The 22,763-nt window shown below is 68.5% G+C and carries 22 protein-coding genes; all 22 read right to left on the bottom strand.

Features of this window, described 5'->3' with window-relative positions; all coding sequences use genetic code 11:
- Window positions 1–4: 4 nt before the first annotated feature.
- The 22 genes from WS91_RS22825 to flhD all read right to left on the bottom strand — a co-directional run bounded on the left by WS91_RS22825 (window position 5) and on the right by flhD (window position 22,380).
- The gene (locus tag WS91_RS22825) at window positions 5–736 is read right to left on the bottom strand and encodes an RNA polymerase sigma factor FliA (RefSeq protein WP_038746602.1); all 732 of its coding nucleotides are present in this window, start codon (window positions 734–736) and stop codon (window positions 5–7) included.
- 24 nt (window positions 737–760) lie between these two features.
- Window positions 761–1,573 carry a MinD/ParA family ATP-binding protein gene (locus tag WS91_RS22820; protein WP_059645465.1) on the bottom strand — a complete coding sequence of 271 codons (813 nt, stop codon included), beginning with the start codon at window positions 1,571–1,573 and terminating at the stop codon, window positions 761–763.
- Window positions 1,566–3,266, bottom strand: coding sequence for a flagellar biosynthesis protein FlhF (flhF, locus tag WS91_RS22815; protein WP_038746596.1), 1,701 nt, complete (start codon window positions 3,264–3,266; stop codon window positions 1,566–1,568). The genes WS91_RS22820 and flhF overlap by 8 nt, the downstream gene beginning before the upstream one ends.
- The gene (flhA, locus tag WS91_RS22810) at window positions 3,263–5,365 is read right to left on the bottom strand and encodes a flagellar biosynthesis protein FlhA (protein WP_059671063.1); all 2,103 of its coding nucleotides are present in this window, start codon (window positions 5,363–5,365) and stop codon (window positions 3,263–3,265) included. The genes flhF and flhA overlap by 4 nt, the downstream gene beginning before the upstream one ends.
- Complete coding sequence (gene flhB / locus WS91_RS22805) at window positions 5,362–6,567, bottom strand: flagellar biosynthesis protein FlhB (protein WP_059671115.1); 1,206 nt, start codon at window positions 6,565–6,567, stop codon at window positions 5,362–5,364. The genes flhA and flhB overlap by 4 nt, the downstream gene beginning before the upstream one ends.
- A gap of 318 nt (window positions 6,568–6,885) precedes the next feature.
- Window positions 6,886–7,131: a hypothetical protein gene (locus tag WS91_RS22800; RefSeq protein WP_059578072.1), complete on the bottom strand. Its 246-nt coding sequence runs from the start codon at window positions 7,129–7,131 to the stop codon at window positions 6,886–6,888.
- 140 nt (window positions 7,132–7,271) lie between these two features.
- Window positions 7,272–7,772, bottom strand: coding sequence for a VOC family protein (locus WS91_RS22795; protein ID WP_038746588.1), 501 nt, complete (start codon window positions 7,770–7,772; stop codon window positions 7,272–7,274).
- Window positions 7,773–7,949: 177 nt separating this feature from the next.
- Entirely contained in the window at window positions 7,950–9,257 is a 1,308-nt protein-coding gene (locus WS91_RS22790; protein ID WP_059671062.1) for a DUF3443 domain-containing protein, read from the bottom strand.
- Between the two features lie 22 nt (window positions 9,258–9,279).
- Window positions 9,280–9,786, bottom strand: a complete 507-nt coding sequence (locus tag WS91_RS22785; protein WP_059671061.1) for a DUF2844 domain-containing protein — start codon at window positions 9,784–9,786, stop codon at window positions 9,280–9,282.
- 201 nt (window positions 9,787–9,987) lie between these two features.
- Window positions 9,988–10,716: a protein phosphatase CheZ gene (gene cheZ / locus WS91_RS22780; RefSeq protein ID WP_038746580.1), complete on the bottom strand. Its 729-nt coding sequence runs from the start codon at window positions 10,714–10,716 to the stop codon at window positions 9,988–9,990.
- Window position 10,717: 1 nt separating this feature from the next.
- The gene (cheY, locus tag WS91_RS22775; protein ID WP_038746577.1) at window positions 10,718–11,113 is read right to left on the bottom strand and encodes a chemotaxis response regulator CheY; all 396 of its coding nucleotides are present in this window, start codon (window positions 11,111–11,113) and stop codon (window positions 10,718–10,720) included.
- Between the two features lie 46 nt (window positions 11,114–11,159).
- Window positions 11,160–12,254 carry a protein-glutamate methylesterase/protein-glutamine glutaminase gene (locus WS91_RS22770; protein WP_186448554.1) on the bottom strand — a complete coding sequence of 365 codons (1,095 nt, stop codon included), beginning with the start codon at window positions 12,252–12,254 and terminating at the stop codon, window positions 11,160–11,162.
- Window positions 12,255–12,259: 5 nt separating this feature from the next.
- Window positions 12,260–12,964 carry a chemoreceptor glutamine deamidase CheD gene (gene cheD, locus WS91_RS22765; RefSeq protein WP_038746572.1) on the bottom strand — a complete coding sequence of 235 codons (705 nt, stop codon included), beginning with the start codon at window positions 12,962–12,964 and terminating at the stop codon, window positions 12,260–12,262.
- Entirely contained in the window at window positions 12,961–13,908 is a 948-nt protein-coding gene (locus WS91_RS22760) for a CheR family methyltransferase (protein ID WP_059671060.1), read from the bottom strand. Before WS91_RS22760 ends, cheD begins: the two co-directional genes overlap by 4 nt.
- A 3-nt stretch (window positions 13,909–13,911) precedes the next feature.
- Window positions 13,912–15,951, bottom strand: a complete 2,040-nt coding sequence (locus tag WS91_RS22755) for a methyl-accepting chemotaxis protein (protein ID WP_059671059.1) — start codon at window positions 15,949–15,951, stop codon at window positions 13,912–13,914.
- Window positions 15,952–15,991: 40 nt separating this feature from the next.
- Entirely contained in the window at window positions 15,992–16,519 is a 528-nt protein-coding gene (gene cheW, locus WS91_RS22750; RefSeq protein WP_038752319.1) for a chemotaxis protein CheW, read from the bottom strand.
- Between the two features lie 30 nt (window positions 16,520–16,549).
- A complete protein-coding gene (gene cheA / locus WS91_RS22745) occupies window positions 16,550–18,883 on the bottom strand; it encodes a chemotaxis protein CheA (RefSeq protein WP_059671058.1) in 2,334 nt (777 codons plus the stop codon).
- A gap of 31 nt (window positions 18,884–18,914) precedes the next feature.
- A complete protein-coding gene (locus tag WS91_RS22740) occupies window positions 18,915–19,295 on the bottom strand; it encodes a response regulator (protein ID WP_059578062.1) in 381 nt (126 codons plus the stop codon).
- Window positions 19,296–19,326: 31 nt separating this feature from the next.
- Window positions 19,327–20,334: a flagellar motor protein MotB gene (gene motB, locus WS91_RS22735; RefSeq protein WP_038752311.1), complete on the bottom strand. Its 1,008-nt coding sequence runs from the start codon at window positions 20,332–20,334 to the stop codon at window positions 19,327–19,329.
- 16 nt (window positions 20,335–20,350) lie between these two features.
- Entirely contained in the window at window positions 20,351–21,211 is an 861-nt protein-coding gene (gene motA, locus WS91_RS22730) for a flagellar motor stator protein MotA (RefSeq protein ID WP_038752308.1), read from the bottom strand.
- 204 nt (window positions 21,212–21,415) lie between these two features.
- Window positions 21,416–21,967: a flagellar transcriptional regulator FlhC gene (flhC, locus tag WS91_RS22725; protein WP_038752305.1), complete on the bottom strand. Its 552-nt coding sequence runs from the start codon at window positions 21,965–21,967 to the stop codon at window positions 21,416–21,418.
- A gap of 92 nt (window positions 21,968–22,059) precedes the next feature.
- Window positions 22,060–22,380: a flagellar transcriptional regulator FlhD gene (flhD, locus tag WS91_RS37800; RefSeq protein WP_038752303.1), complete on the bottom strand. Its 321-nt coding sequence runs from the start codon at window positions 22,378–22,380 to the stop codon at window positions 22,060–22,062.
- Window positions 22,381–22,763 lie beyond the last annotated feature (383 nt).

Below are 22,763 nucleotides of genomic sequence, written 5' to 3'. Positions count from 1 at the left end.
CGGCTCAGCTCTCCGTGCCGACCCACGCCAGCTCGCGCAGCTTCGCGCGCAGCCGCGCGACCGCCTGGCTGTGCAGCTGGCACACGCGCGATTCGCTCACCTCGAGCACCGCGCCGATCTCGCGCAGGTTCAGCCCGCGCTCGTAGTACAGCGACATCAGCAGCTTTTCGCGCTCCGGCAGGTGCTCGATCGCGTCGACGAGCGCGCTGCGCAGATGCTCGTCGAGCAGCGCGGACAGCGGATCGGCGTGGTCGGCGCGGTAACGGTCGAGGAACGGCTCGTCGTCGGCCGAGCGGTCGAAATCCTCGTAGTAGACGAGCTGGCTGCCGTGCAGATCCTGCAGCATCGACTGAAATTCGCCGAGCGGCATCTGCAGGTGCTCGGCGATCTCCGTCTCGTTCGCCGCGCGGCCGAGCCGCTGCTCGACCTGGTGCACCGCGTGCTCGACCTCGCGCGACGTCTTGCGCAGGCTGCGCGGCAGCCAGTCGTTGCTGCGCAGCTCGTCGAGCATCGCGCCGCGAATCCGCTGCGTCGCGTAAGTCTCGAACTGCGCGCCCTGGTCTTCCTTGTAGCGGCTCGCCGCGTCGAGCAGGCCGATCATGCCGGCCTGGATCAGGTCGTCGAGATCCACGCTCGCCGGCATCTTCGCGACGAGCTGCAGGCCGAGACGACGCACGAGCGGCGCATATTGCGTCAGCACTTCGTCCTGGGAAATCTTGCCTTGAGCGTTGTACATCGTGCCCTCTCTTCGTCGTGGCGTTCAGGCGGCATGAGCCGCGCCTCGTTCAAACGCCGAACTTCCCGTCCGGACCCGGCCGACGCCAGAACCGGGGCGCATCGGCCAATACAGCAGATCGGCGGCGATCTGCCGGTAATCGCGCGCCGCCGCCGCCGACGCAAACGCGTCCACCACCGTGTGCGCGAGCCCGCGCGCGCGCTCGATCAGCGGATCGGCCGCGACGCACCCCGCGTTCGACAGCGACACCCGCAGATAGCGGCTCGCGACGCCCGCGAGGTTCTCGTACGCGGCCTTCGCGTCGGCCGCGCTCTGCACGTGATTCGTCAGCACGCGGAACTGCGCGAGCGCGTGTGCGTAGTGCAGCCGCTTCATGCACGCGTACGCCTCGGTGATCGCCGACGCCGACACGCGCGTGACGACGAGCACGTCGTGCGCGTCGCGCGCGAGCCCGGAGAGCGCGCCGTTCGCGTCGAGCTGCGCGTCGATCAGCACGATGTCCGCCGCGCCGTCGCCGAGCGCCTCGATCTGCGCGTCGCTGTAGCCGCCGCGCGCGAGCCGCGACGCCCCGCATATCGAGAATCCGAGCTCGTGACGCACCGGCTCGCCGTCGCGCAGCCATGAGCCGCACAGCGTCGCCGAGATCGAGCGGACGTTCGCGCGCTCGTCGACGACGAGCACGTCCTTGCCGAGCGCGGCGAGCGCCGCGGCGAGGTTCGCGACCGTCGACGTGCAGCCGACGCCCGAGGGTCCGCCCGTCACCGCGACGACGCGCGACGCGCGTCCGGCGAGCAGGCGCCGCAATCCTTCGGCCTGGTCGGTGATGCGCTTATCCAAAGCGGACCTCGTGCAGTTCGTTGCCGGCGCGCGTGCTCAACGCGGACAGCATCGCCGGCAGATCGTCGTCGTGCGGCACGAACGGGGAATCCTCGCGTGGCGCGCAGAACGCGCTCTTCAGCAGGAATTTCTTCGTCGCGACGTACAGGTTCTCGGGCACCTTCTGGCCGGTCGACACGTAGTGCACCGGCAGCTTGTAGCGGATCACCGTGTCGAGCGCGCCGCCGAGGTTGCTCGCCTCGTCGAGCTTCGTCAGGATGCAGCCCGCGAGATCGGGGTGGCCCGCCGCGCTGCGGTACGCCTGCACGACTTCGTTCAGCGTGTCGCCGTGGCTCGTCGCGTTCAGCAGCAGCAGGCGCTGCACCGGCGTGTCCGCGCCGTGCAGCATCGCGATCTGGTCGGACACCGTGCGGTCGCGCTGGCTCATGCCGATCGTGTCGATCAGCACCATGTGCTTGTTGCGCAGCTCGGCAAGCGCGAGCTGCAGATCGCCGCCGTCCTTCACCGCGTGCACCGGCACGCCGAGGATCTTGCCGAAGATGCGCAGCTGCTCGTGGCCGCCGATCCGGTAACTGTCCGTCGTGAGCAGCGCGACCTTGCTCGCGCCGAAGCGCATCACGCAGCGCGCGGCGAGCTTCGCGGTCGTCGTCGTCTTGCCGACGCCCGTCGGGCCCATCAGCGCGAACACGCCGCCGCGCTCCATCAGCGCGTCTTCGCTGTCGAGCACGGGCAGGTTCGCCGCGAGCACCGAATGCGCCCACTCGGCCGCCGCGTCGAGCGTGTCGTAGCCGGCGCCCTCCGGCAGGTTGTCGACGACCATCCGCACGAGCTGCGCGGAAAAGCCCGCCGCGAACAGGTATTTCGTCAGCGCGCCGTGCACCGGATTGCGGCGCTGGCGCTCGTTCCACATCAGGCCCGCGAACTGCTCTTCCATCAGCTCGCGCAGCGAGCCGAGCTCCTGCATCACCGTGTCGTTGACGATGCGCTCGATGCGCGCCTTCACCGCGTCCGCGACGACGGCCGCGGTGTCTTCCGGCAAGCGCGGCGCCGGCTTCGCCGCCGCCGCATCATCGGCCGGCAGCCGGCGCGATACGTTGCGCACGATGTCGCGCGCCCATTCGGGCGGCTCGTCCGCGGCGGCGCGCTCGCGCGGTGCCTGCGCAGCCGCCGCGGCGGCGCGCGGCCGCGCAACGAGCTCTTCGTGCTGCTTCGTCAGCCGCTTCGCGTGCTCGACGAGCCACGGCGCGGGCTCGGACGGCGCGGCGGGCGGCTGGGCGGCCGGCGGTGGCGCGACGGCGGGCCGAGCGTCGTCGCCGGAAGCGTCGACGCTCGCGCCGAACACCGACGAAAACACGTCGGGAAGACCGCCCGATGCGTAGGGGTTCGCGGCCGAGCGCGCGGCCGACGCGGTGGTCGGCACGACCACCGATGCGGCGGGCGACGCGAACGTCGACAACGAAGACGCGGGCTGACGCGGCGCTTGCGCCTGCGGCTGGGCCGCGCCGTGCGCGGCGTCCGCCGCCGCGCGGCGCGTCGAGATTTCGGCGAGCTCGGCGGCGGGCAGCGCGACGATCTCGACGCGGCCGTCGTCGAGCGTCCGGTTGGACAGTACCGCCGCGTCGGCGCCCATCGCCTCGCGCACGAGGCGCAGGGCGTCGCGGCTCGTCGGGCCAATGAATTTGCGAATGTTCAAGCGGTACCCCCGATGACGTTAACGACCTTGATCGTGCGCGTGTCCGGCACTTCGGCGTAGGACAGCACTTTCAATTGCGGCAGGCTGCGCCGCAGGAAGCGCGCGAGCATCGCGCGCAGCGCGTGCTGGACGAGCAGCACGGGCGGCAGCCCCATGTTCTGTTGGCGCAGCATCGCGTCTTGCGTGCCGATCAGCAGCGCGTGCGCGAGGCCCGGCTCGAGGCCCGGATTCGCATTCGTGGCGAGCGCCTGCGACAGCACGCGCTCGAGATTCGCGTCGAGCCCCATCACCTGCATCTCGCCCGCGCCCGGATACCACTGCTGGGTGATCGCGCGGCCGAGCGCGAGGCGCACGGCGGCCGTGAGCTCGTACGGATCGGTGATGCGGCCCGCCTGCTCGGACACGGCCTCGACGATCGTGCGCATGTCGCGAATCGGCACGCCTTCGTCGAGCAGGTTCTGCAGCACCTTTTGCAGCGTCGTGAGCGAGATCGTCTTCGGCACGAGGTCCTCGACGAGCGACGGCGCGTCCTTGCCGGTCCGCTCGATGAGCGCCTGCACTTCCTGCCTGCCGAGCAGTTCGGCCGCATGCTGGACGACGAGATGATTGAGGTGCGTCGCCACGACGGTGCTCGCGTCGACGACCGTGTAGCCGTACACCTGCGCCTGCTCGCGCAGCGCCGTGTCGATCCACACGGCGGGCAGTCCGAACGCGGGGTCCTGCGTCGGCGCGCCCGGCAGCGCGGCCGTCACCTGGCCCGGATTGATCGCGAGCCACTGGCCCGGATACGCCTCGCCCGTGCCGACCTCGACGCCCTTCAGCGCGATCCGGTAGGCGTTCGGGCGCAGCTCGAGGTTGTCGCGGATATGAATGACGGGCGGCAGGAAGCCGATTTCCTGCGCGAACTTCTTGCGGATGCTCTTGATCCGCTTGAGCAGCTCGCCGTCGGCGTTCTTGTCGACGAGCGGGATCAGCCGATAGCCGACTTCGAGGCCGAGCGGATCGATGAGCGTGACGTCTTCCCATGTCGCTTCGTGGCTGTCGGCGGGCAGCGCAGCAGGCGGCGCGATCTCCGCGGCCATGCCCGCCGCCTTCTTCGCGGCCTCGCGCTTGGCCATCGTCCGCGACAGCCAGATCGCGCCTGCGCCGAGCAGCAGGAACGCGAAGTGCGGCATGTTCGGGATGAGACCCATCAGCACGATGATCGAGCCCGTGATCATCAGCACGCGCGGGTTCGTGAAGAGCTGCGTCGTGATTTGCGTGCCGATGTCCTCGTCGGTCGCGACGCGCGACACGATCACGCCCGCCGCGGTCGAGATCACGAGCGACGGGATCTGCGCGACGAGGCCGTCGCCGATCGTGAGCAGCGTGTAGTTGGTGCCGGCCGCCGCGAACGTCATGTCGTGCTGCACCATCCCGACGATGAGGCCGCCGATCACGTTGATCGCCATGATGATGAGGCCCGCGATCGCGTCGCCGCGCACGAACTTCGACGCGCCGTCCATCGACCCGTAGAACTCCGCCTCCTGCGCGACCGCCTGGCGGCGCTTCTTCGCCTGCTCTTCGTTGATGAGGCCGGCGTTCAGGTCGGCGTCGATCGCCATCTGCTTGCCGGGCATCGCGTCGAGCGTGAAGCGCGCGGACACTTCGGCGATCCGCCCCGCGCCCTTCGTGATCACCATGAAATTGATGATCATCAGGATCACGAACACGACGATGCCGACCGCGAAATTGCCGCCGACGAGGAAGTGGCCGAACGCCTCGATCACCTGGCCGGCCGCGTCCGGGCCCGTGTGGCCCTCGAGCAGCACGACGCGCGTCGACGCGACGTTCAGCGACAGCCGCAGCAGCGTCGAGAACAGGAGCACGCTCGGGAACGCCGCGAAGTCGAGCGGCTTCATCGTGTACATGCTGACGAGCAGCACCATCACCGACAGCGCGATGTTGAACGTGAAGAACAGATCGAGCAGCAGCGGCGGCAGCGGCAGGATCATCATCCCGAGAATCATGCAGATGAGGATCGGGCCCGCGAGCGCGCGCAGGTTCGAGCCCGCGAAGAGCTGCGAGCGCTTGCCGAGAAGGGCGGCCGGCATGTTCATGCGGCGCCTCCGGCGGCGTGACGGCCAAGCACGTCGTGCGCCTCTTCCTGCTCGTCTTCCGGCGCGACTTGCGCGCCCTTGTCGAGCTCGGCGGGCACGTCGAGATCGACGGGCGTTTCGGGCGCGGGCCCGCCTTCGGCGTGAAAGCGCTTCAGCTGATAAACCCACGCGAGCACTTCGGCGACGGCCGAGTACAGCGTGCCGGGAATCTCGCGCTCGAGATCGACGTTGTGATAGAGCGCGCGCGCGAGCGGCGGCGCTTCGAGCAGCGGCACATGGTGTTCGGCGGCGAGCTCGCGAATCCGCGCGGCGACGAGGTTCACGCCCTTCGCGACGACCTTCGGCGCGCGCATCTCGCCGTCCGTGTACTTGAGCGCGACCGCGAAGTGCGTCGGGTTCGTGACGACGACGTCGGCCGTCGGCACGTTCGCCATCATCCGGCGGCGCGCCATCGCGCGCTGCTGCTGGCGAATCCTGCCCTTCACGTGCGGATCGCCTTCGTTTTCGCGGTGTTCGCGCTTCACTTCTTCCTTCGTCATGCGCAGCTTCTTGTTGTACTGCCAGAGTTGGTACGGCACGTCGAGGCTCGCGACGACCAGCATCCCCGCGACCGTCATTGCGCAGCACACGGCGACGAGATGCAGCGCATCGGCGAGCGCCGCGTCGAGCGGCTGCGTCGCGAGGCCGAGCAGCTCGTCCTTGCTGCGCCAGATCGCGATGCCGCCGATCCCGCCGACGACGAGCGTCTTCGCGATCGACATCCCGAGCTGGATCGGGCCTTGAATCGAGAAAATGCGGCCGAGACCCGTGATCGGATTCAGGCGCTCGAACTTCAGCTCGAACGTCTTCGTCGACACGAGCCAGCCGCCGAGCGCCATCGGCGCGGCGAGCGCCGCGACGCCCGTCAGCGCGAGCACGGGCAACAGCGCGTAGAGCCCCTCGAGGCTCAGGCCGCCCGCATGCGACAGCATCCGGTTCGTGTCGAACGCGGTCGCGCGATCGAACGAGAACGCCGTGCGCAGCATCGTGCGCAGGTGCTCGCCGATCGGGCCCGACAGCAGCCACGCGCCGTAGAAACCCGCCGACAGCAGCGCGAACGAAGCCAGCTCGCGCGAGCGCGCGACCTGCCCCTCCTCGCGCGCCTTCTCGCGGCGCTTGGGAGTGGCGGCTTCTGTCCGGTCGAGATCGCTGTCCTCTGCCACGCGGGCCTCCATGTGGGCGCGGCGGGATGCCGCTTTCCAGTGACACCGATTATTCCCGCGGCGGTCAACGGGCGATCGGTCGAGGAAAGCGGGGAAACCGGGGTATTTCTCGGAATCGGTTGCACGGGGCGGACGAAGCGGCGATCGCCGGTTTTTGGGGTGGGATCGCGGGCGAATCGCGAATGCGGCGCTTGATCGGCGTGCGCGGCGAACGTGTGCTCACGCCGAACGTGCAATCGCGGCCGACGCGCGGGCGCGCGCCGCCCGGCTGCCGCGGCCTTCGTCGCTGGAGGCGGCGTTGCGCCGCCCGCGCCGTGGTCAGTGCAACGCGCGCGACGCGAGCACGCCGGCGGCGAACACGCCCGGCGGCATCGACATCACCACGCCGAAGCCCGGGTATGTCGTCTGGCCGGCGAGGTGCGGCCCGTCGATCGGCGTCGCGTGCGCAAACACGTGCGGAAACCGCCGATCGGGCCGCGCGGCGGGCGACAGCCCGCAAGGCGCGCCTTCGTACAGGCCGACGCGCTCCGCGTGATCCTTCGGGTTCGTCGCGCGCGGCGTCACGGCGTCACGGCGTCGAGTCGGCGCCGGCCCGCGAGCGCGTCCGCCCATGGCGGCGCGGCGGCCGACTTCGCGGCGTCGGCCTCTGCGACGAGCTGCGTACGCGCGTCGGCAGCGCGAACGGCATCCGGCCGATCGGCCGCTCAGCCGGCCGCCGCACGCTGCAGCGCCGCAAGGTCGATCTTCTTCATCTGCATCAGCGCCTGCATCGTGCGCGACGCCTTCGCCGGATCGTCGCCCGTCAGCAGCGCCTGCAACTGCACGGGCACGATCTGCCACGACAGCCCGAAGCGGTCCTTGAGCCAGCCGCACTGCTGCGCGCTCGCGTCGCCGCCTTCGGACAGCCGGTGCCAGTAATGGTCGATCTCGTCCTGCGTCGTGCAGTTCACGACGAACGACACGGCCGGGTTGAACCGGAACACGGGCCCGCCGTTCAGCGCGACGAAGCGCTGGCCGTCGAGCTCGAACGCGACCGTCATCACCGCGCCCTCGCCTTGCCCGGACGCGTTCGCGCCCTCCTTGTCGTAGCGGGCGACATGCGTGATCTTCGCGTCGTCGAACACCGATACGTAGAACGTGGCCGCTTCCTCCGCGTTGCCGTCGAACCACAGGAAGGGGGTGATGCGCTGCATGCGTGCCGTCATGACGTGTCTCCTCGTCTGTCTTCCTCGGCGGAACAACGTAACGATGATAGGCGCTCGCGGCTCGGGCGGCGGCGCGGCTTCCGTAGCCGGAAAGCAAAAAGGGCGCGATTTCTCGCGCCCTTTTGGGGTGGGTTCGCGGCGCGGGCGTCCGGAAAAACCGCCCGCGCGCCAGTCGCGTCAGAACGCGACGTAAGGGGCCGGACCGCCGCTGCCGCGCAGGTCCATCCCGAAGTACAGTGTCTTGCCGAAGAAATGCGGCAGGCCGAAGTCGAGCACCCGCGTGTCGCCGAACGGGCCGCCCAGGTTCGGCACGGCCGAGCGGTACGTGGAGAACAGCGAGTTCGCATTGTCGATCGAAATCGACGGCGACGCCTGCGCGCCGTTCAGACCGACGACAGTGGGCGTCGTGGTTTGCGTGCCCGTCGTCGGGCAGTAGAACGACGAATTGTTGCTGCACACGGGCAGTCGGACCGCCGTGCTGCCGCCCGTATCGAAGAAGTACGCGTTCGATCCGGTATCGAAGAACACGGTGCTGACCGCGCGGCCGAGCAGCGTGCCCGTCAGGTCGCCCGCGGTGGTCGACGTGAGCACCGTCGCGCTCGACGGCAGCGCGTTGTTCGCCTGCGTGTTGATGCCGAACGTCAGCGTGCCGGTCGCGTTGCCGCCCGACGGCGGATTCATCGCGACGATCACGCCGTTGTTGTCGGTCGCAAAGCGCGGCACCGGGTTCGCTACCTGCTGCGCGAGCGGCACCGTCGTCACCTGGCAGCTCGTGTTGCCGTTCGGGCACGCGTAGTAGTTGCTGTAGAGCGTCGACGTCGCGCAGTTCGTGCCGCAGTCGTACGGCGCGGGCCCGATTCCGAGGATGCCGTTCGCGCCCAGGTCGGCCGCGGTGTTCGACGACGAATTGCCGTTCGAGCACGACGTCGGCACGCCGGACGAGCCGAGATCGCCGATGACCTGGACCGGCAGCGAGCTCGCCTGCTCGCCGGCGATCTTCACGTCGGCGGTGCGCACCGTGCCCCATGTGTAGCTCGTCACGAACTTGCCGCACTCGACGAGCGCGCCGCTGCTCACGGTCGAAATGGGCAGGCTGCCGAGCACGTTCGACGCGGCGGTGTTGACGATCCGCAGCCCGTACGACGCGGTGTCGACGAGCACGTTGTTGATCGTCTGGCACGTCGAGGTGCCGGGCGCGCAGATCGTCACGTCGACGGTCGGCATGTTGACGACGGTCGCGACGCCCGTGCTGACGGTGATCGCGGCCTGGTTCGACGCGAGCGGCGTGCTGCCCGAGCTGCCCGAGCCGCCTGAACCGCCGTTCGAGCCGCCGCCCGCGGACGTGTTGCCGCCGCCCGAGCCCGTGTTCACGGACGCATTCGAGCCGCCGTCGCCCCCGCCGCCGCACGCGGCGACGAGCGCGACCGTGGCCGCGGCGAGGCTCAGCGCGCCGAGCCAGCGAGTCAGAGTGTGTTGGAAGCGCAAGATCTGTCCCCTCCCGGCGCGATCACTGGATGTCGTTGATGGAGAAGCCGGCCGGCAGCGCCTGCGGCAGCCACGCCTGACCGGAATACGAGCCCATGTGGCCGCCCGTGTGGACGACGAGCCCGCTCGTGTCGATCGCGGCCGGCGCGCGCGGCCCGCGCGCGGCATGGGACGCCTTCACGCCCGCTTCGTATTGCGGGAAATAGCCGCCGAGCAGATCGGAGAGGTTCGGCGCGACGGGGCCTTGCCACGACAGCGCGAACACGGCGCCCGACGTCGAAATGTATTCGCGTACGACGGTGCCCGAGCCGAGCGTCGTTTCGCGCACGGTGTAGCCGACGGCGGCCGCCGGCGCGCCGCCCGCCGCGCGGATGCTGCGCTGCATCGACCGCACCGTCGCTGCGGTATCCGCCGCGGGCGGCGTCATCGGCGCGCCGCCGAGGCCCGCGTGGACGGGCGCGGCGGCAAGCCACGCGCACATGAAGCCGGCCGCCGTCGCGGCGATCCGGCGAAATCGACTCGATCTCACTCCATTCCTCCTCGAATTCAGGCTCTGCATGCCGGGCGGCGTGGCGTGCTGCGCGCCGCACGCCGCTCATTATCGACAATCGAAAGCGAAAAGAAAGCCCTCGAGAGCCTGCAGACCAGGAGCGTAGTATGCCTGCCGCCTATGTCAAAAACCTATCGGCATTAGTCTCGATAATATTCAATCATTGCAAAACATTTCGGTTCAAAATCCGAGACTTGCCAACAAATCGTCGACTTGCGCCTGATCCTGAACAACGTCGGCCTTTCCTTCCGGATTGATTTGCGGCCCATTCAGCAGCGATTCCGGCGTCATCGCGCCGCTCGCCTGCTCGGCGGCGAGCGCGGCGGCCGTCGCGGCGAACTGCTCGCGCCGCTCGGGCGCGATGTTCTCGACCAGCACGTTCAGCAACTGCTGCTCGATCAGATAGACCATGTCCATGATCTTCTTGATCACCTGGCCCGTCAGATCCTGGAAGTCCTGCGCGAGCATGATCTCGAGCAACTGCGCGTTGGTCGCGCCCGTGGCGTCCGGCAGCGCGCGCAGGAACGCGCGCGTGTCGTCCATCAGGCCGCGCACTTCCACGCGCTCGATCGGCGACTCGTACCACTTCGCCCAGCGCGCGTCGAGCGCCGCGGCGTCTTGCTGCAAGCGCTCCTGCACGGGCTTGGCGATTTCGATCGCGGTCAGCACGCGCTCGGCCGCCTGCTCGGTCATCGCGACGACGTAACGGAGCCGGTCGCGTGCATCCGGCACGACTTCCGCCGCCTTCTCGACGTGCTTGTCGAGACCCAGCTCGCGCATCGAATCGCGCAGCGTGCGCGTCAGCTGGCCGATGCGCGCAAGAATACGGTCGCTCGCCAGGTCGGCGGCGTCGGCAAGGCGTTCGTCGGCACTCGCGCCGGCAAGCGCCGCATGGATCGGCTCGTTCACGTCAGCTCCCCGCTTTCGCCATCTTTTCCAGAATCTTGTTGAGCTTCTCGTCGAGGGTCGCCGCGGTGAACGGCTTCACGACGTAGCCGCTCGCGCCCGCCTGCGCGGCCGCGATGATGTTCTCCTTCTTCGACTCGGCCGTGACCATCAGCACGGGCAGATGCGTGAGCGCCGCGTCCGCGCGGATCTCCTTCAACATCGCGAGCCCGTCGAGGTTCGGCATGTTCCAGTCGGAGATCACGAAGTCGTAGCCGCCGCCGCGCAGCCGCGCCAGGCCGGCCAGGCCGTCCTCCGCTTCGTCGACGTTCGAATAGCCCAGCTCCTTCAACAAGTTGCGGACGATCCGACGCATCGTCGGAAAATCGTCCACCACCAGAATCTTCATGCTCTTGTCCATCGTCTGTTCCTTTCCTGATTCGTGTGCTGTAACGGTGGCGCCTAGGTTACACGCGCTGCACGCGGTCGCCCATCGACGCGAGGCGCGCCATGATACGGCGACTCATGTCGGAAAGGGGCGCGACGTCGTCGACGCCACCCATCGCAATCGCCTCGCGGGGCATCCCGAACACGACGCAGCTCGCCTCGTCCTGCGCGAACGTATATGCGCCCGCCTTTTTCATTTCAAGCAGCCCGGCCGCGCCGTCGCGGCCCATTCCGGTCAGGATCACGCCGAGCGCGTTCTTGCCCGCGTGCTGCGCGGCCGAGCGGAACAGCACGTCGACCGACGGGCGGTGGCGGTTCACGGGCGGCTCGTCCGACAGGTGCGCGATGTAGTTCGCGCCGCTTCGCGCGAGCAGCAGGTGCGCGTGGCCGGGCGCGATGTACGCGTGGCCCGGCAGCACGCGCTCGCCGTGTTCCGCCTCCTTCACCGAGATCCGGCACAGGCCGTTCAGGCGCTGCGCGAACGAGCGCGTGAAGCCGGGCGGCATGTGCTGCGCGATCAGCACGGCGGGCGCATCGGGCGGCAGCGGCGTCAGCACTTCGCGGATCGCCTCGGTGCCGCCCGTGGACGCGCCGACGATGATCAGCTTCTCGGTGCTGACGAGCGGATTGTTGATGAGCGGCGCGGCGGCGCCGACGGGGCCGTGCGCGGCCGCCGCCGCGGCCGCGTGCGGCTGCGGATTCTGCCGCACGCGCGCGCGCGACGCCGCGCGCACCTTGTCGGCGAGTTTTTCCGCGTATTCGAGCATCCCGTCGCGAATCCCGACGCGCGGCTTCGTGACGAAGTCGACCGCGCCGAGCTCGAGCGCGCGCAGCGTGATTTCCGAGCCGCGCTCGGTCAGCGACGACACCATCACGACCGGCATCGGCCGCAGGCGCATCAGCTTCTCGAGGAAGTCGAGGCCGTCCATTCGCGGCATTTCGACGTCGAGCGTCAGCACGTCCGGGTTGTGCTGCTTGATCAGCTCGCGCGCGACGAGCGGATCGGGCGCCGTCGCGCACACCTCCATGTCGGGCTGGCTATTGATGATTTCGGTCATCAGGCTGCGGATCAGCGCCGAATCGTCGACGCACAGCACTTTGATTTTCTTCTGCACAGCGTTCAAGCCTCCTGCTTTCTTGTGGCGGGCGACGCGGCCCGCGTACCGAACAATTCGATGCGAGGCTTCGCATCCGCCTTGGGCGCGGGCGTGCCGAACAGCTCGACGTGCGCACGCGCGCGGGCGGCGCGCTCGCCGCGCGAACCGGTCGCCTCGCGCGCGAGCGCGGCTTCCCGCTCGGCGACGTCGGGTGCCTGCACGCGCAGCTTCTTGACCATCGCCTGCCCCGTGTGCGGCATGAACGCGACCTTGCGCGGATGCACGCCCTGCAAGTCCTCGGCCGTGATGCGGATGCGCTCGAGCGCGAGATAGCGGCGCACGAAATCGGCGTTGCGATCGCCGATGTTGATCGTCGTCATTCCCGCGAGCACGGCCGCGCCGCCGAACACCTTCGCCTCGAAGCGCTCGCGGCGGCCGCCCGCCTTGATGAGCTCGTTGATCAGCACTTCCATCGCGTAGGCGCCGTAGCGCATCGATTCGGACGCGGCGGCGGACGGGTCCGCGCCGTCGTCCGGCAGCATGAAGTGGTTCATCCCGCCGATCCGCCCGATCGGATCGTGCAGGCACGCGGCGACGCACGAGCCGAGCACGGTGACGAGCACCATGTCCTCGCGCGTCGTGTAGAACTCGTTCGGCAGCAGCTTCACGCCGCGGCGGTGAAAGTGCGCGTCGAAATAATGATTGGTCGCGATCGGCAGCCCGCTCATCGGAGTTCCTCCTCGGCCGCCGTCGCGGCGATGCGCGAACGCACGCGCGGCGCGGCGCCATGCCCGTCGCGCGTCAGTTCGTAGACGGTCTGCCCGCGCAGATGGAATGCCTGCGTCACGTACGTGAAGTTCTCCGAATGGCCGGCGAACAGCAGGCCGCCCGGCTTCATCAGCGGCTCGAAGCGCGAGAGCACCTGCGCCTGAGTCGGCTTGTCGAAGTAGATCATCACGTTGCGGCAGAAGATCGCGTCGAACGGCTTCGTGAAACCGTAGTCGGCGTCGGTCAGGTTGAGCTGCGCGAAGCGGATCATCGCGCGCAGCTCGGGGCGCACCTTCACGCGGCCCGCCTGCGCGCCCGTGCCCTTCAGGAAAAAGCGCTTGAGCCGCTCGGGCGACAGGTGCTTGACCTGCTCGAACGCGTAGACGCCCGCTTCGGCCTTCGCGAGCACCTGCGTGTCGAGATCGGTGGCGAGCACGCTCGCCGAGCGCGCGGCCGATTCGCCGAGCGCCTCGACGAGCGTCATCGCGATCGAATACGGCTCTTCGCCCGTCGACGCCGCCGAGCACCATACCGACACCGGCTGCTCGCGGCGCTTGACGAACTCGGCGAGGATCGGAAAGTGGTGCGATTCGCGAAAGAACGCGGTCAGGTTCGTCGTCAGCGAATTCGTGAACGCTTCCCATTCGGCCGGATCGTTTTCGCGCTCGAGCAGCTCGAGGTAGTCGCAGAAGCGGTTGAGCCCGCGCGCGCGCAGGCGCCGCGCGAGGCGGCTGTACGCCATGTCGCGCTTGTGCTCGGACAGCGAGATGCCCGCCCGCCGGTGGATCAGCGCGCGAATCTTCGCGAAATCGGCGGACGTGAATTCGAAGTCCCGCGCAGCGTCGCCCAACCGGTCTTGCGGTTCGAGTGCGTCGGAACGAGAGGCGGCGCGTGCGGGCATCATGGCTTAAAAGGTTTCCCAGTCGTCGTCGGAGGACGCCGAGGCAACCGCGGGCTTCGGCTCGCCCGACAGCGCCGGGCGCTTGAGCGCGAGGGAGGACGCGGAAGCGGCGGCGGCTTGCGTGGCACCGGCCGCGCCCGTCGTCGGGCGCGGGGCGGCGCCCGGCTTCGCGAGCTTCGGTGCATAGGCGGAAGACGCCGGCGATGCGGCCGACTTCGGCGCGGCGGCAGACGTCTTCGCGGCTTGCGGCGCGGCTTGCGACCCGGCGGCGGGCGCGCCGTGCGCCGTGCGCCCGCCGTGTGCGGCGGCCTGCGCGGCGGCGGCCGAAGCCGACGACGATCCGGCCGCGCCGGTTGTCCTGACCGCGCTCGCGGCGGGCGCGCGCGACGCGGATGCGGCGGCCCGCGGCGCGCCCGGCGCGGTCGCGCCGGAAATCACGCCCGCATGTGCGCTCGAAGCCGACGCAGCCGGCGTCGCGGCGGACGCGATCCCGCCCTCGACGCGCCACGCTGACACGATCTGCGTCATCTGCCGCGTCTGATCCTCGAGCGACGCGGCGGCGGCGGCGGCTTCTTCGACGAGCGCCGCGTTCTGCTGCGTGACGGCGTCCATCTGGCTCACCGCGCGATTCACCTGGACGATGCCCGTCGACTGCTCTTCGGACGCCGCGCTGATCTCGCCCATGATGTCGGTCACGCGGCGCACCGCCTGGACGATCTCGGCCATCGTCGCGCCCGCGCGCTCGACGAGCGCCGAGCCGCTTTGCACCTTGTGCGCGGAGTCGCCGATCAGTTGCTTGATTTCCTTGGCGGCCGTCGCGCTCCGCTGCGCGAGCGAGCGCACCTCGCCCGCGACCACCGCGAAGCCGCGCCCCTGCTCGCCCGCGCGCGCCGCCTCGACGGCCGCGTTCAGCGCGAGGATGTTGGTCTGGAACGCGATCCCCTCGATCGTGCCGATGATGTCGGCCACCTTCGTCGAGCTCGTCGCGATGTCCTGCATCGTCGTGACGACCTGGCCGACGACCTCGCCGCCCTGCGTCGCGATGTCGGACGCGTTGACCGCGAGCTGGCTCGCCTGCCGCGCGTTCTCCGCGTTCTGGCGCACGGTGCCCGTCAGCTGCTCCATGCTCGACGCGGTTTCCTGCAGCGACGCCGCCTGCGATTCGGTGCGCGCCGACAGATCGGCGTTGCCGCTCGAGATTTCGCGCGCGCCGGCGTCGACCGCCGCCGTGCCGCGGTGCACGGCCTTCACCATCTCGGCGACGGCCGCCTGCATCCGGCCGATGCCCTGGAACAGCCGGCCGATTTCGTTCTTGCCGGCAACCTGCGGCACCTGCGCGAGGTCGCCCTCGGCGATGCGCTCGAACTGCGCGATCGCGACGTTGAGCGGCTGCACGATGAGCCCGCGCAGCGCGAAGCGGATGCCGATCACCATCAGGAACGCGGCGACGATGCCCGCCGCGATCAGCGCGATCATCAGCGAAATGCGCGCCTGTGTCGTGTCGAAGCGCGATTCCGCGCGCTTCGAATACGCGGCGACCACGGCGGACGCCGCGCTGTCGTACGCAACGAACATCGGGCTGATCTTCGTGTCGGCGATCGCGTGGTATGCGGCGAGATCGCCCGCGCGCGCGGCGGCGAACTCCGGCTCGACGCCTTCCTTCGCGAGCGTCGCGTAGCGCGCGGCGAGCTCGTCCGTCAGCGCCTGGTCGATGCCTTCCTTCGACGCCGCGAGATACGCCTGCCAGTTCTGCGTCGACTTCGCGTACAGCTCCTGCGCGCGTGACAGCACCTTCTGCGCCTCGTCGGCGTTGCCGGCCTCGGACAGCGTCTTGAAACGGTCGAGCGCGACGCGCGAGCGCAGCAGGTACGACGACGCGTCGTCGAGCGTGTGGATCGTCGGCAGGTCGCCGTGCGCGATCGCGTCGAGCGAGCGGCTCGCGTGATTGAGCGCGTACAGCCCGAGCCCGCCGACCAGCGCGGCGACGAGCACCAGCATTAATCCGACGGCCGTCAGCGTCGTGCGGATCGACCAGTTGTGCAGCATCGTCAGCTCCCCGTAGTTCCGTTGCGTCCTTCGCGCCCGCTTACGCGCCGAGTGTCTCGATCAGCGCCATCTCCTTGCTCGTCATCAGCTTCTCGATGTCCATCAGGATCAGCATCCGCCCGTCGACCGTGCCGAGGCCCGTCAGATACTCGGTCGTCAGCACGCCGCCGAACTCCGGCGCCGGCATGATCTGCTCGTTCGACAGCGTGAGCACGTCGGACACGCCGTCGACGACCATCCCGACGACGCGATGCGCGACGTTCAGGATGATCACCACCGTCTGATGGTCGTAGTCGACGCGGCCGAGATGGAACTTGATGCGCATGTCGACGATGGGCACGATGATCCCGCGCAAGTTGATCACGCCCTTGATGAACTCGGGCGCGTTCGCGATCCGCGTGACGCTGTCGTAGCCGCGGATTTCCTGCACTTTGAGGATATCGATGCCGTATTCCTCGTCGCCGAGCGTGAAGACGAGGAATTCCTGGCCCGCCGCGTCGCCCTGCTCGGCGTCGCGGCGGTTGGCCGCGTTCGCCGCGGCCGGATGGTTCGTTTGGACTTCGGACACGTTAGCCCCCAGGTCGATGGATGACGTAAGTTAGGACACCGCGAGCGCGGCGCTCGCGTGCGCGCCGTGCGTCGTGCGGGTATCGCGATTGAGCGCCGCGACGTCGACGATCAGCGCGACGCTGCCGTCGCCGAGAATCGTCGCCGCCGAAATGCCGTACACCTTGCGGTAGTTCGTCTCGAGGTTCTTGACGACCACCTGCTGCTGGCCGACGAGCTCGTCGATCAGCATCGCGAAGCGGCGGCCCTCCGTCTGCATGATCGTGACGATGCCCTGCGTCGGATCGGTGCGCGCGCCGTCGACCAGGAACACCTCGTGCAGCGCAACGAGCGGCAGGTATTCGCCGCGCACGCGCACGACGCGCTCGCCGTTGCCGATCGTGTAGATGTCTTCGGCCGAAGGCTGCAGCGACTCCATCACGAAGTTCAGCGGCAGGATGAAAATCTCGCTGCCGACCTTCACCGACATCCCGTCGAGGATCGCGAGCGTGAGCGGCAGCACGATCCGCGTCGTCGTGCCGCGGCCGGCCTGCGACGTGATCTCGACGTGCCCGCCCATCGACTGGATGTTGCGCTTGACGACGTCCATCCCGACGCCGCGGCCGGACACGTCGGTCACGACTTCGGCCGTCGAGAAGCCCGGCGCGAAGATGAGATTCCACACTTCGTCGTCGCTGATGTTCTCGGAGATCTGCATCCCCTGCTTCGCGGCCTTCGCGAGGATTCTGTCGCGGTTCAGGCCCGCGCCGTCGTCGCTGACCTCGATCACGATGTTGCCGCCGTGATGCGCGGCCGACAGCACGAGCTGGCCGACCGCGTCCTTGCCCGCCGCGCGGCGCGCCTCGACGGTCTCGATGCCGTGATCGAGACTGTTGCGCACGAGGTGGGTGAGCGGATCGATGATCCGCTCGATGAGGCTCTTGTCGAGCTCGGTCGCCTGGCCGAACGTGACGAGCTCGACCTGCTTGCCGAGCTTGCCCGCGAGGTCGCGCACGAGCCGCGGGAAGCGGCTGAACACGTAGTCCATCGGCATCATCCGGATCGACATCACCGCTTCCTGCAGGTCGCGCGCGTTGCGCTCGAGCTGCGCCATGCCGTTGTACAGGCGGTCGTGCAGCGCCGGATCGAATGCGCTCGTCGTCTCGGCGAGCATCGCCTGCGTGATCACGAGTTCGCCGACGAGATTGATCAGCTGGTCGACCTTCTCGACGCCGACGCGAATCGAGCTGCCCTCCGCGCTCGCGGCGGCGGCCGGACGCGGCTTGCGGTCGTCGTGATGCGGCGCGGCCGCTTGCGCGGCGGCTTGTGCGACCGATGCCGATGCCGGAGCCTGAGCCTGAGCCTGAGCCGATGCCGCGGCCGGCGCGGCGGCGGGCGCCGCGGGCGCGCTCGGCGCAGCGGGTTGCGCGGCCGGCTTCGCTTCGGCGGCGGTCGCCACCGGTTCCGCCGCCGATGCGGCCGCCGCAGGCTCCCGCTCGGCGTCGTCCGGCTGCTCGGCGGCCTGCGGCGCGGCGGCCACGTCCGGTTGCGCGACGCCCGCGCTCGGCGCGGTGCCGCGGCCGATCGCGATCTGGCTTTCGTCGATCACGAAGCAGCACACGGCGATGATGTCGTCCGACGACACGTCGGTCTCGAGCCACAGCGTGAGCGCGTCGCCCGTCTTCGCGCGGCCGACGATCTGGCCGAGATTGCCGAGTTCCTCGGTCAGCAGTTCCTGGTCCTTGTCGCCGACGCCCGACAGCGTGATCTTCAGATGCGGGCCGTCGCCGCCGCTTGCGGCGCCGGGCGCGCCGGGCGCCGGATGCGCGGCCTCGACCGCCTGCTCGACGACATGCTCGGGCGCACCGAAGAGGCCCGCCGTCGGCGCGGCCGCAGCGGCAGGCGCCGCCGCGACGGACGCGGCCGGCTGAGCGGCCGCCGGTGCCGGTGCTGCCGATGCTGCCGGCGCTGCCGCGGGCGCGGCGGCGGCGGCGCTCGCCGACGCCTTCAGCCGCTCGAGCTTCGCGCAGATCGCGGCGGCCGCGGCCGCGTCCGGCTCGGCGCTCGCGCGGTAGTCGGCGAGCTGGTCGGACAGCACGTCCTTCGTCTCGAGGAACGCGTCGACCATTTCCTTCGTCAGCGTGAGCTCATGGTTGCGCGCGCGATCGAGCAGCGATTCGAGGATGTGCGTCGTTTCCGTGAGCGCGGTGAAGCCGAACGTCGCCGCGCCGCCCTTGATCGAATGCGCGGCGCGAAAGATCGCGGCCAGATCCTCGGGATCGGGCGAGGCGACGTCCAGGTTCAGCAGCAGTTGCTCCATCTGCGCGAGCAACTCGTCGGCTTCGTCGAAGAACGTCTGATAGAACTGTGTGATGTCGAGAGTCATGCCGGTTCACCGCATAAAAACGTCATGTTCGTCACGAAAGGCTCGACGACGCCGACAGCGCCGCGACCAGCTCGAGCAGCGCTTCCGGGTCGAGCGGCTTTTCGATCCAGCCGGTCGCGCCCGCCGTGCGCGCCGCGTCCTTGAACGCGTCGCCGTTCTCGGTCGTGAGGACGAGAATCGGCGTCGCCTCGTATGCCGATTGCGCGCGCAGCGCCGCGATCACGTCGAGGCCGTTCTTCTTCGGCATGTAGTGGTCGGTCAGTACCAAGTCGAACGGCGTGGCCAGCGCGACGTCGAGCCCGACTTCGCCGTCCGAGGCGACGGTCACGTCGTAGCCCGCTTCGCCGAGCGTCGCGCTGAGCAGCGTGCGCATCGTGGCGGAATCGTCGATGGCGAGAATGGTTCGGATCATGTCTTGTCTCGAATGCGTGTTCTCGAAAGCGTCAGGGTTTCGGCGCGGCCGGCACGCCCGGCGCGGCGGCCGCGCCGGGCGGCGTGATCTGCTGCGCGAGGCGTGTCGAGCCGGCCGCGTCGGACGACAGCGTCGTCGTCGTCGCGTCGTCGCGCATCAGCGCGAGCTCGGATCTGCGGTTCAGCACGATGATGCTGATCCGGCGGTTCTCCGGATCGAGCGGGTCCGCCTTGTTCAGGTTCTGCGTCGACGCGAGGCCGAGCACGCGCAGCACCTTCGCCTCGTCCATGCCGCCCGCGATCAGCTCGCGGCGCGACGCGTTCGCGCGGTCGGCGGACAACTCCCAGTTGCTGTAGCCGCCCTCGCCGCCCGCATACGGCACGGCGTCGGTGTGGCCCTGGACGATGATGCGGTTCGGCACGTCGTTGAGCGTCTTGCCGATCTCGCGCAGGATGTCGCGCATGTACGGCTCGACGGCGTCGCTCGACATCGCGAACATCGGCCGCTTCTGCGTATCGACGATCTCGATGCGCAGCCCCATCAGCGTCGAATCGATGCGGATCTGCTGCTTGAACTGGCGCAGCGTCGGGTTCGCCTCGATCGCCGCCATCAGCTTCACCTGCAGGTCGTGCAGCCGCATCTGCTCGCGGCGCTCGAGCGAGCCCTGCGCCTGCGCGAGCGCTTCGTCGTCGTTCTTCTTCACGATGCGCTCGGCGAGACTGGTCGAGCCGTCGGTGCGGCGCGTCGTGCCGGCGTCGATGCTCGAGAGGTCGCGGCCGCCGCCCTTGATGATGCTCGAATCGTCCGCGTTGCGATCGCCGCTGCCGAAGAGCGCGGCCTTGAGCGGCGTGTTGAAATATTCGGCGATGCCCTTCAACTGCACGGGCGTCACCGCCGACAGCAGCCACATCAACAGGAAGAACGCCATCATCGCGGTCATGAAATCCGCGTACGCGAGCTTCCATGCACCGCCGTGGTGCCCCTTCTTCTGATGGTTCACCCGCTTGACGATGATTGCCTGATCCTTGCCTTTGCTCATGTCGGGCCTCTCGCGCTCACTTCGCCTTCACGCGGCGCACGTGCTCTTCGAGCTCGGCGAACGACGGACGCTCGGTCGAGAACAGCACCTTGCGGCCGAACTCGACGGCGATCGCGGGCGCGTAGCCGTTCAGGCTCGCGAGGATCGTCACCTTGATGCACTGGAACATCTTGGTCGACTCGGCGACGCGCTGCTCGGCGAGGCTCGCGAGCGGCCCGATCAGCCCGTACGACAGCAGGATGCCGAGGAACGTGCCGACGAGCGCCTGCGCGATCATCGCGCCCAGCACCGCGGGCGGCTTGTCGGCGGACGCCATCGTGTGAACGACGCCCATCACCGCGGCGACGATCCCGAACGCGGGCATCGCGTCGCCGACGCGCATCAGCGCGTGCGCGGGGCCTTCGCCTTCCGCGTGGTGCGTCTCGATCTCCTCGTCCATCAGGCTTTCGATCTCGAACGCGTTCATGTTGCCGCCCACCATCAGGCGCAGGTAATCGGTCAGGAATTCGACGATGTGATGGTCGGCAAGAATCTTCGGGTACTGGGTGAAGATCGGGCTCTTCTCGGGTTCGTCGATGTCGGCCTCGAGCGTGAGCGTGCCTTCCTTGCGGGCCTTCGCGAGCAACACGTACAGGAGCGCCATCAGCTCCATATAGATGTCCTTGTTGTACTTCGAGCCCTTGAACAGCGCGGGCAACACGCGCAGCGTCGCCTTGATCGTCTTGATGCCGTTGCCGAGAATGAACGCGCCGACGCCCGCGCCGGTGATCATCAAGATCTCGACCGGCTGAACGAGCGCGCCCAAGTGTCCGCCCGCCAGCGCGTAGCCGCCGAACACGGACAACAACGTCACGAGAGTTCCCACGAAAATCAGCACTGCCTGTCCCTCACGAATGAACGGCCGGGAGGCCGCCGTTAAGTGGTTTACGGCAGTCGGTACGAAAACTTTGAGAACCGCCCGGCGGAGGCCCGCCGGTGTATACCAGCAGAGGGGAGGAAGCCGTGCGCCGCGCGGCGCGCGAACGGCGTGGCCCGGCGGGCGGAGCGAACGCTCGTTCGCCCGCGGCCGCGCGCGGGAAGCTTACGCGGCGATGGCGGCCTGGTCGGCCTGCGCGGCGGCCTTGCGGGTCTTGCCCGCGCGCGACGGCGGCTGGCAGAGACCGCACACGTAGCCGTGGTGCGGATCGTGCGCGTGTGCGACAAAGTGCCCGCCGCAGCGGGTGCACGGCGTCGTCTGCAGCATCCCGGAATCGAAGAAGCGCACGAGCGTCCATGCGCGCGTGAGGCTCATCACCGCCTCGTCGTCCGACAGCCCGACGTGCTCGAGGTACAGCCGGTATGCCTTCACGATCGCCTGGATCGAATCGCAGCCGCCGTGCTCGCGCATGAAACGGTAGATGTTGTAGAACAGCGAGGAATGAATGTTCGGCTGCCACGTCATGAACCAGTCGGTCGAGAACGGCAGCATCCCCTTCGGCGGCGACATGCCCTTCAGCTCCTTGTAGAGCTTGATCAGCCGATCGCGCGACAGGTTCGTCTCGGCTTCGAGCAACTGCAGCCGCGCGCCTAGCTCGATCAGTTCGATCGCCAGGGTGATCTCCTTGACCTCGACCACTACGCTCTTGGACGCCATCGCCGCTCTCCGCTATTTATCCAAACAAAACAATCAGACTTCCGATTTCGATTCGCGCATCAATACGCGCCGGCGAGACGCGCGGCTTCCGTTCAACGGAAGCTTTCGACCGGCTGCCCGGCCATCAGGATCGCCGAATGCGCATGCGCGACGGCGGAGCTGCGGCCCTTGTCGGCGAGCGATGAGAGCATGGAATGATCGTCGAAACGGAAACGGCAGAGCATCTGGTTCGAGGCGGCGAGCTTGACCGTCTGGGCAAGCGTCAGGTTCACGAGCACATCGGCGAGTTCTTCCGAAATCCCCATGCGGAACATGCCCATGGCCTTGTCCTCGCGCAGCAGTCGTTGCGCGAGCAGCAGGTAAGACAGGTTGACTTCGTTGATCTCGGCGAGCATTTCGCTGGTTGCGCTCATGATTCGATTCCCCCGTAAGAAATCTTTGGCCAATCGGTAATGCCAGTGAAAACGTTTGCTCGATCTACCCACTGAGTTGCGGGCAATCGGCTTGTTTATATTCTTACGGGCATTTTGGCCAATCGGCGGGGGGGCCGCTATCAGTGAAGGGGAATGCGCTTTGCCGGAATTATCTGTAAACCGTGTAGGAATTTTTCTGACAAAGACCGGAAACGGCCCGCAGACGCCCGTCTGGCCGAAAGCCCCGCCAATCAAGGCAGGGAAAACACCATCTTCAGGTACGGCGGGGCACGCCGGCGGAATCCGCGCCATTGCGGCGGGCAACTATTGCATTCCGCTTCTGCCACATCCTAGTCATTCAAACAGGCGTTTTCTAGGGTTTT

The organism is Burkholderia sp. MSMB1498 (genome assembly GCF_001526245.1).
Taxonomy (GTDB): Bacteria; Pseudomonadota; Gammaproteobacteria; order Burkholderiales; family Burkholderiaceae; genus Burkholderia; species Burkholderia savannae.
Note: the sequence above shows the minus strand (reverse complement) of the source record. Positions and strands in the feature narration are given on the sequence as shown.

What these genes read in the sequence shown, in the direction of transcription:
- WS91_RS22825 (WP_038746602.1), bottom strand. Translation starts at nt 736, where the DNA reads ATGTACAACGCTCAAGGCAAGATTTCCCAGGACGAAGTGCTGACGCAA.
- flhA (WP_059671063.1), bottom strand. Translation starts at nt 5,365, where the DNA reads ATGAACATGCCGGCCGCCCTTCTCGGCAAGCGCTCGCAGCTCTTCGCG.
- WS91_RS22795 (WP_038746588.1), bottom strand. Translation starts at nt 7,772, where the DNA reads ATGACGGCACGCATGCAGCGCATCACCCCCTTCCTGTGGTTCGACGGC.
- cheY (WP_038746577.1), bottom strand. Translation starts at nt 11,113, where the DNA reads ATGGACAAGAGCATGAAGATTCTGGTGGTGGACGATTTTCCGACGATG.
- cheD (WP_038746572.1), bottom strand. Translation starts at nt 12,964, where the DNA reads ATGAGCGGGCTGCCGATCGCGACCAATCATTATTTCGACGCGCACTTT.
- WS91_RS22760 (WP_059671060.1), bottom strand. Translation starts at nt 13,908, where the DNA reads ATGATGCCCGCACGCGCCGCCTCTCGTTCCGACGCACTCGAACCGCAA.
- WS91_RS22755 (WP_059671059.1), bottom strand. Translation starts at nt 15,951, where the DNA reads ATGCTGCACAACTGGTCGATCCGCACGACGCTGACGGCCGTCGGATTA.
- cheA (WP_059671058.1), bottom strand. Translation starts at nt 18,883, where the DNA reads ATGACTCTCGACATCACACAGTTCTATCAGACGTTCTTCGACGAAGCC.
- WS91_RS22740 (WP_059578062.1), bottom strand. Translation starts at nt 19,295, where the DNA reads ATGATCCGAACCATTCTCGCCATCGACGATTCCGCCACGATGCGCACG.
- motB (WP_038752311.1), bottom strand. Translation starts at nt 20,334, where the DNA reads ATGAGCAAAGGCAAGGATCAGGCAATCATCGTCAAGCGGGTGAACCAT.
- flhC (WP_038752305.1), bottom strand. Translation starts at nt 21,967, where the DNA reads ATGGCGTCCAAGAGCGTAGTGGTCGAGGTCAAGGAGATCACCCTGGCG.
- flhD (WP_038752303.1), bottom strand. Translation starts at nt 22,380, where the DNA reads ATGAGCGCAACCAGCGAAATGCTCGCCGAGATCAACGAAGTCAACCTG.